We start from the raw sequence: 2,671 nt of genomic DNA, 5'->3' as shown, positions 1-2,671 counted from the left end.
GGCTTGATTATTTGAAAGAACGAAGCTTCAGCATCATCCTCACGGACTTATCTGTTCGCTTTTCTTCAGGGTGAACAGCCAATTGCCCTGACAGGATTTGCACCTGCTGGATTAACTCAGCATCGTGGCACACTAACGGTTAGTGCAAGTGGAGTGCGGGAATAAAAGCTTCGCCCTCTCAGTCCCACTCCGAGCCAATTCGTTTATTCATATTTTCTTTTTTCCGTCAATTGTCAAAGACGAATTGGCGGTATTACAGCGAAGAACGATGGTTGGATTACCACTGAACCCCGTATGGCATTTAGCTTTTGTTAGCGTTTCGTAGTTTTCAATTTTAGTTCTTTTCTCATATTCCGTTTGTTCTCTTTATTAAATAATCGTTTGTAGCTAAATACAAATAATGATATTATTAATCCAGTTGTAAGAAATCCATCAAATGTCATCCAAAGTCGAAATTTTGCTTCGCTTATTTCTTTAACACCATTAATATATTCTACTAATTTGGCTGGGTAATTGTATTTCCAATTGGGAAGTAATTGGAGTATTCCAAATAAAAGTATTACAATAAAGAACACAAACGCAATTTTGGCAGGACGTTTCCATTTTGAGTAATCCTTTTCACCTATTTTTCTTTCTTGTTCTTCCCTTATGGTAGTCAACTCCTTGTTTACGTCTGTAAGGGAATCTTTAATACTTGAAATTTCTTGGTCATGATTTTCTTTTAATCCCTTTAAATTTTCGTCATGTTCAGTTTTAAGCTCTGATAACTGTTTATCCTTTTCTTCATTTTGTCCTTGGACTTTTTCTAATAATTGGTAAACATCTCCAAGTTGAGCTTGAAGTTGTTGGTTTTCTTTTTCTTTAACAGATAACTCAAGTTTAAACTTTTTCCCAGGGTCTATAAAATATTTCGCAATTTCACTGGCAAATTTTTCTCTATCGGCTGCCTTATTTGGGTTCAGACCTGCAGCATTCTTTTTTAAATAAATAATACAATTCTCTACATCTTCTGCCGGAAGTTCTTGGCATTCCATGTGTAATTGGTCAAATATTAGAAAGTCTTTAATTTCGAAGATGAATTCTTTAGGAACAATACGCTGTTTTAAAAATTCGGAAATCGTTTTATCAACATCTTCATCTTTGTGCCCATTTGTCAAGGGAATTAACCATTGCAAAATAGCTTCAAGAATTATATTGTTCGAATTCCCAATGTCGCCAAGTTGAATTAATGGCATACTTGTATCAGTTGTTAAAAAAAGGTGCTTTATTCCTGTTTCTCGAGAAGCTTTATCTATCCATAGTAAAACTTTCGCATCATGTACCGCAGCACCATCACCTTTTTCACGTACGCTAACTTCTCTGTATTTTTCCTTTATTAATTTGACAGTAGATTCGTAGTTTGGTTCTTTTTCAACTGTCTCGAACCATGCATTGTCAATATATTTTATTTTGTCCTCTGAAATATATTGCTTTAGGACTTCTCTAAAATTAAAATAATATTGTTCCAAATCGGTTAAAATATCATCAAAATCAGATGCTTCTTCTTTTTCAGATTTTTCAAGAAATATGTGATAATAATCCTGATAAACTGGAGATTCAACTTTAGATTTTGTTTTTTTAGGAATTTGATTCGTTGTTTTTCTTATTCTTTCAAATTCTTTTTGAACCCATGTTTCATATTCAATTATGGTTTCCTTTGTTATACAAATTTGAATGTCTAACTTTTTTAGTGCTTTTAAAGAAGCAATAGCATTGTTGTGTTTTCGATTATGTTTAGAAATAATGGCAAGTAAAACATTTGTATCAAGATAGATTATTTGATTTTTAAAAATATCTTTTGAAAAATTTTCACTATTTGGATTAATCCCAATTGACTTCGCAATGAAATAATTTTGCGCTAATACACATTTTGTTTCATTGTAATTGGGGTCATTAAGTTCCGAAAAGAATTCAATTACTTTTTGTCTGAAAAAATCATAATTGATTTCGAAATTCTTCTTGCATTCTTCAATACTTCTATTTAAAACAGGGTAAAGAATTTGTTCCTTATCTATTTTTCCTGCAACAATTTTAGCGCTATAATCACCTAAGGTTGAAAAAATGTTTGAAACAGTAAACCAAAAGGGTTCTATATATGATGATTTTTTCTCTGGAGAATGTTTGAAGAGTTTGTCAATTAACAAACTTTGCTTTTGCAAAATTGCTTTTTCACTGATTTCTATTTCATTCTTTCTTTTTGGCAAAATGCTAAATAAATCTTCGTCTGAATTTTGTAAAACGCAATCAGATTTTATCAAACGTCCAAGTGATTCTTCAAAATGATTTTGGGGAATTGTATAACCGGTTATTTCAACAAAAGATATTTGAATTTCATGAGTCGATAAATGATTTTTGGTGGTAAAGAATAATATTCTTTCTACAATCGAATCTAATGCATCCTTTTTATAGGATTGTACTTTTGAGGAGTGCTGAAATAATGCAGCTGTAAGTATTTCTCTATTCATTGGGTTGGTCTTTTTTTACTATGAACGCGTAGAGTAGAGCCTGATAGCCTATTCATAATTTTTTTTTTCTACAAAGATAATAAAATTAGTTAGACTATCAGTACCCCCTTCATCAAACCGTACGTGAAGTTTTCCCTCATACGGCTTACCGATAGAGTTCTTCATTG

General features: G+C 32.0%; 1 protein-coding gene. It reads right to left on the bottom strand.

The genetic code is table 11. The features are described from left to right. Positions 1-311: 311 nt before the first annotated feature. On the bottom strand, positions 312-2,504 hold the full coding sequence (locus tag HN894_17945) for a hypothetical protein (protein MBT7145209.1): 2,193 nt from the start codon (positions 2,502-2,504) through the stop codon (positions 312-314). Between the last annotated feature and the right edge of the window lie 167 nt (positions 2,505-2,671).

This window comes from Bacteroidota bacterium, from assembly GCA_018692315.1.
GTDB lineage: Bacteria > Bacteroidota > Bacteroidia > Bacteroidales > JABHKC01 > JABHKC01.
Note: the sequence above shows the minus strand (reverse complement) of the source record. Positions and strands in the feature narration are given on the sequence as shown.

Bases quoted from the DNA above. Each gene is read 5' to 3' on its own strand.
- HN894_17945 (MBT7145209.1), bottom strand. From the start codon at position 2,504: ATGAATAGAGAAATACTTACAGCTGCATTATTTCAGCACTCCTCAAAA.